Raw genomic sequence first — 7,266 nt, forward strand, 5'->3', positions numbered from 1 at the left:
AGAAAAAGTAGTGAGTACTCTCTCCCGTCGGAGATTTCTTCACTACTAATCTTAGTATGTTTTCTACAACAAAATAGGCTCCATAATCCCTGCGGTGGATTTACCCACTACAGAAATTATAGAGCCCCTAAAACTAGAAACCAGCGAAAATCTGTCTCAGACTAGATTCCGCTGGTTTTTATTTTGCTTACTAGACTACAGTGTTGCTTCGGTCGTTTCCCCACAAATATCTGTTTTAGGATAACTGTTAGTTTTTGGGGAAAACAGAACTCAGTTTGGGAAGTTACACTTTTGTAATTTTTGTATACTTTTTTTGCATATTATTTGAATTATTCTCATAGCAAAAGTATAATATATAAGATGGAAGTATTCTGTTTTTTTGGGAGGCAAAGTAAAGTCTTGCCAAAGGGGAATGAACTCTTCTAAAATATTCAACATTTTAGTTTTGTATCATTAAATTCAAGTTTGCTTAAGAGTTTAGGTAAACTGAGTTAATAAATAGATATAACTAAGGAAGGAAGGAATAGTGAAAAGTTTTAAAATTTATAAGGGCAAACACGATAAATTTTCTTTGAGAAAGAAAAATGTTGGGCTTGTTTCGATTGCAATAGCCAGTCTGGCTATATATGGGCTAGCTATTGGCGCGCCGACTGTTCAAGCGGATGAGAACAGTAGTGTGAGCGCTGTGTCAACAGAGAATGGTACGGCTCCAGCTTCGACTGACACAACTGCGGCAGCAGGCTTGACTTCGGAGGTATCAACTCCAAGTTCTTCAGTTTCAACAACTGAAGCACCAGTATCAGAAGGGACTTCAGCAGTCGCTGAAAATAATAGTTCCCCAGCACCTGCGGCAGTGTCAGAGAATGCCGCTTCAGCTTCAGGAGCAACAGCAGTAGAAAAAGTTGAAACTCCAGCACAAACTACTGGGCAGCCAGACGAGAAAGTATCAGTTCCGACAACTAGTTCAGGAGTAGAAAGCACAAACAAACTCTCTGCGGATACTTCAACCTCTGCAGCAGTTGCAAAAGAAAATTCAGTTTCTGACGAGTCTAAGCCAATCGAACAGTCAACTAATGCGCAGTCTTATTCTGCCTTTCGTTCGGCAGGTGCGGTGCGTACTCGTAGAAGTGTCGCAGAAGCTTCTTCACATATTTCAAACTTTTCCGTAACTGTTACGACAAAAGATGGAACAAGTATGAATTCTGGAGATGAAAAGGTTTTGTCAAATCAAGAAATAGCTTTTGACCAAATTCATATGAAGTTTACGCTTACTCAAGATGGTACGTTAAATGCTGGTTCAAAGATTCGTATTCCAGTTAAATTGACAAATAACGCGTATGGTGCCTATTATTCAAATCTTGGTTCTGGAACAGAAGAACCAATAAATGGAGTTGGAACAATTAAATTTGATTATTCTAACCCAAATAATCTGGCTTATGTAATCACTTTAAATAATAACTTTTCAGGACAAAAGATTGTTGAAATTACCCAAAAAGCAGCGACTATTGGGAAATTTACAGCAAAATCAAGTTATGAAAATATTATTTTAGAAATAAATGGCAATAAGTTTACTTTTAAACCAACACCAAGAACATTTGAGAAAGCACAGGCGCCTTTTGCTGTTTATAATAGTGCAAGTAGCGATAGAGCAAATTCAATAAAAATAGGCGCTTCAACTGGGGACGCAAATTATTATAATAATTTATTGTCAAGCGATGGTACCAACTCTGGACAAACAGGAATTCCAAATGGTGATATCATTTCTGTCCATCGTATAAAACCAGGTAATGGGTCAAAAATTGTTAGTATCAAACCAGACCTTAAAAGATATACTTCTACTTTAGCAATTAGTGAGGATGGAAAATATCTTGTTAAAGGAGATACTTCAACTTCTATTAGCATCAATTCAGATCCAGATAACAAATTAATTGAACTGCCAGCAAATTCAACTGATGAAGAGATTGTTAAAGCATTAAAACAAGCAGGTAAAAACTCTTCGGTTGTTATTGATAATGGAGATGGGACCTACACAGTTGCTATTAATTTAGGAAAAATGACAGGAAATGGTGCTACTACCTATCATGATATTTGGCCAACTGACGACTATGCTCAAATGGGCGATAAGTATCAAGAAATTAATAGAACAGAAGAGGTTAACAGAAAAGTTAGTAGTATTTTAAAAAATGCTAACGTTATTCAAGGTACAGGTCATTCAACTCGGATTACTTTTGCGGATTCATCAATTGAAAATGCTCTAGGTGAAGGGTCTAAGAGTTTTAGTTATAGTGTTGATGACAATGGTACTATAAAAAAGATAAAAGAGGAAAAGCTTTCTGCGAAGACAACTCCGTCCAATGCGCGTGCTGAAGGTCAAAAGAAGATTACAATACACTATGTCGATACAAACGGCAAGGAAATTGAAACTCAGGACTATAAATATGGATATCCAGCAGGAGGAACTGCCACTCCAACCCCTGATTATAACGCTAATCCAAAAACAATTACAGGCTACACACTTATAACAGCTGATACGGCAATCGCGTCGTATGGTACACAGTTAAAGACTACTAAACAAATTCCATTCACTAGCAACGACCAAGAATTTTATTATGTCTATTCAGCCAAAAAATCTAGTGCCAAAGTTACGTATATTGACGATGATACTAACGGAGGAAAAGTTCTTGAAACAAAGGATTTGAATGGTTTTTATGGGCAGACTGATCCTTATCGAACAGCTGAAACCATTAAGACGTATACCGATCGAAATTATGAACTTGTTTCAGATAATTATCCAGCAACTGGTGTAACCTATAATGAAAATCTTCAAACCTTTGAAGTTCATTTGAAACACAAAAAGACTTCAGTAGCAGAAGAAAAGACGGTTAAGGAAACTATCCATTATATTTATGATGGCGGTGCCACAGCGGCTCCAGATCACACTAGCAGCTTAAAATTCACTAGAACAGCAACAACTGACCTCGTTACAAATATAACAACTGGGGACTGGACAGCAGAAAATGGAACAAGTTTTGCGGCCGTAACATCACCAACAATCAAAGGTTACACTCCAGATTTAGCGGAGGTTCCAGCAGTTGACAATATTACGGCTAACAGTGCCAATATCGAAAAGACAGTCGTTTATACGGCTAATCCAGCTAGTGCAAAGGTCACTTACATTGATGACACAACAGGGGAAACGCTTGAAACAAAGGATTTGAATGGACTTTATGGTCAGACTGACACTTATCAAACAGCTGCCACTATTAAGAAATATACCGATCAAAATTATGAACTTTATTCAGACAATTATCCAACAAATGGTGTAACCTATAATGAAAATCTTCAAACCTTTGAAGTTCATCTACGTCATAAGGTAGCTGCAGTTCAAGAAACAAAGATAGTCACAGAGACCATCAAGTATGTTTATGAAGATAACACACAGGCAGCGGCTACTAAAGTTCAGACTTTGGATTTTGAGCGGATTAACACCAAGGATCTGGTGACTAATAAGATTGTCCATAAGGGGGCTTGGGCTCCGTCTACCGGAACCTTCCCAGAGGTAGTTTCTCCAAAGGTTGATGGTTATACACCAGATAAGGCAACTGTAGCAGCCGTTGAACAGATTACAGGAGATAGCGCAGATATTGAAGAAACGGTTACCTATAAAGCAGATAAGCAAAAAGTAACCTATACCATCATTGACGACACTGCCCAAAAAACGCTGAAAGATAAGGAATTACTAACAAGTGGTAACTCTGATACTCCTCTTCCAGACAGTGCCCGAGAAAAATATGATTTAATGGTGAATGCTTATCTAGCTCAAGGTTATGAATTGGTTTCGAAAGACCAGCTTCCAGCTAAGTTCGACCTTGACAGTAACCACGATCAAAATGTGGTTGTTCACTTGAAGCATGGTACAACTGATATCCAAGAAAGCAAGTCTGTAAACTTGACTGTTCGTTATCACGGTGCTGGCGGACAAACACCAGAAGATAAGGTGCAAACAGCGACTTGGACTCGTACCGTAACAAAAGATAAAATCACAGGTACAGAAGTTTCTACCACACCTTGGAAAGCGGATAAGGCAAACTATGATGCTGTGCCATCACCAGTGATTCTGGGCTACAGTGTTGACATTGAGACGGTTCCATCAGAAGCCGTTACTCAAGAGAATATTGTTAAGGATGTATATTACACAATCCAAACTCAAAAAGTTACGTACACAGTTGTAGATGAGACAACAGGTCAGACTCTGGAAAACCAAGTTGAATTGACAACAGGTGAGTCAGGTGCAGCTCTTCCGGCCGCAGCTCAAACGAAATATGATACTGTAGTTGCGAGCTACTTAGCCCAAGGTTACGAAGTGGCTTCTCAGGATGCTCTGCCAAGTCAATTCGACACAGACAGCAGTGTGGATCAAAACGTAGTGATTCGCTTGAAACACAAAGTATCAACTTCTACAGAAACTAAGACTGTAACTCAAACGATTAACTACGTTTACGAAGAAGATAACACACCAGCTGCTCCAGAGAAGAAATCTACCTTGACTTTCTCTAGAGAAATAAAAACAGATGAAGTAACAAAGAATACTACACCAGGGGCTTGGACACCATCTACTGGAACCTTCCCAGAGGTAGTTTCTCCAACTGTTGATGGTTACACCCCAGATAAGGCTAAAGTTGACGCAGAAAACGTAACTGCTAATCAGGATGATATCACCGTTACGGTTAAATACAAGGCAGACAAGCAAAAAGTAACCTATACAATCATTGATGATACAACCAATACTACGCTGGAAGATAAGCAAGAGCTTACAAGTGGTAACTCTGATACTCCTCTTCCAAATAACACAGAAGCTAAGTATGATTCAATCGTGGATGCTTATCTAGCCCAAGGTTATGAATTGGTTTCGAAAGATCAGCTTCCAGCTAAGTTCGACCTTGATAGCAGTCATGATCAAAATGTTGTTGTTCATTTAAAACACGGCACAACTGAATCCCAAGAAAGCAAGTCTGTAAACTTGACTGTTCGTTACCATGGTGCAGGAGGACAAACCCCAGCTGACCAAGTACAAACAGCGACTTGGACTCGTACCGTGACGACAGACAAGGTGACTGGCCAACCCGTTTCTGCCACAGTTTGGACAAGTGACAAAGCCAACTATGACGCTGTGCCGTCACCAGTGATTCCAGGTTACAGCGTAGATATTGATACAGTTCCATCTGAAGCAGTTACCCAAGAAAACATTGTCAAGGATGTATACTACACAATCCAAACGCAAAAAGTTACGTACACAGTTGTAGATGAGACAACAGGTCAAACTCTGGAAAACCAAGTGGAATTGACAACAGGTGAGTCAGGTGCAGCTCTGCCAGCAGCAGCGCAAACGAAATACGACACCGTAGTTGCAGGCTACTTGGCACAAGGTTATGAAGTGGCTTCTCAGGATGCTCTGCCAGGTCAATTTGACACAGACAGCAGTGTGGACCAAAATGTAGTCATTCGCTTGAAACACAAAGTATCAACTTCTACAGAAACTAAGACTGTAACTCAAACGATTAACTACGTTTACGAAGAAGACAACACACCAGCTGCTCCAGAGAAGAAATCTACCTTGACTTTCTCTAGAGAAATAAAAACAGATGAAGTAACAAAGAATACTACACCAGGGGCTTGGACACCATCTACTGGAACCTTCCCAGAGGTAGTTTCTCCAACTGTTGATGGTTACACCCCAGATAAGGCTAAAGTTGACGCAGAAAACGTAACTGCTGATCAGGATGATATCACCGTTACGGTTAAATACAAGGCAGATAAGCAAAAAGTAACCTATACCATCATTGATGATACAACCAATACTACGCTGGAAGATAAGCAAGAGCTTACAAGTGGTAACTCTGATACTCCTCTTCCAAATGACACAGAAGCTAAGTATGATTCAATCGTGGATGCTTATCTAGCCCAAGGTTATGAATTGGTTTCGAAAGATCAGCTTCCAGCTAAGTTCGACCTTGATAGCAGTCATGATCAAAATGTTGTTGTTCATGTGAAACACGGCAAAACGAATAGCCAAGAAAGCAAGAATGTAAACTTGACTGTTCGTTACCATGGTGCAGGCAGCCAAACACCAGCTGATCAAGTGCAGACAGCAACTTGGACTCGTACCGTGACGACAGACAAGGTGACTGGCCAACCCGTTTCTGCCACAGTTTGGACAAGTGATAAAACCAACTATGACGCAGTGCCGTCACCAGTGATTCCAGGTTACACTGTGGATGTTGCGACCGTTCCGTCAGAAGCAGTTACCCAAGAAAACATTGTCAAGGATGTGCACTACACAATCCAAACGCAAAAAGTGACGTACACGGTAGTAGATGAGACAACAGGTCAGACTCTGGAAAACCAAGTTGAATTGACAACAGGTGAGTCAGGTGCAGCTCTTCCGGCCGCAGCTCAAACGAAATACGACACCGTAGTTGCAGGCTACTTGGCACAAGGTTACGAAGTAGCTTCTCAGGATGCTCTGCCAGGTCAATTTGACACCGACAGCAGTGTGGACCAAAATGTAGTCATTCGCTTGAAACACAAAACCGTTTCAGTCGAAGAAACAAAACAAGTAAGCATGACTGTTCGTTACCATGGTGCAGGCAGCCAAACACCAGCTGATCAAGTGCAGACAGCAACTTGGACTCGTACCGTGACGACAGACAAGGTGACTGGCCAACCAGTTTCTGCCACAGTTTGGACAAGTGATAAAGCCAACTATGACGCAGTGCCGTCACCAGTGATTCCAGGTTACAGCGTAGATATTGATACAGTTCCATCAGAAGCAGTTACCCAAGAAAACATTGTCAAGGATGTGCATTACAGCGCAGTGCCGACAACTCCAGAGGTTCCTGATACTCCGGTTAAGCCAGAGCCTCCAGTGACACCGCTCGCTCCGACACAACCAAAATCGCAAACGACTCCAGCACCAGTTCTTCCACGTACAGGTGAGGATAATGAGAATGCGAAAGTTATGACGGCAGCAGGAATAGGAGCGTTATTGACGCTGATTGGTATTGGAACTCGCCGTAAAAAAGAAGATTGAGATCTCTAATCCATTCTTTTTGGCTAATAGGTGATAAATTCTAGCACCGAGAGAGTGGGACAGACAGCCATGACGACATAGCCGTCACCCACAGAAACACGAAAATAAAGAAAACAGCCCTCATTTAGAAGTATAATATAAGTGAGGGCTTTGTGGTTGATAATTTCTTGAATATC

Annotated in this window: 1 protein-coding gene; it reads left to right on the forward strand. The window is 40.8% G+C overall.

The features are described 5' to 3' along the window. Positions 1-526: 526 nt before the first annotated feature. Entirely contained in the window at positions 527-7,090 is a 6,564-nt protein-coding gene (locus AC5FEC_RS10150) for a mucin-binding protein (RefSeq protein ID WP_493662101.1), read from the forward strand. Positions 7,091-7,266 lie beyond the last annotated feature (176 nt).

The organism is Streptococcus sp. STC1396 (assembly GCF_058933875.1).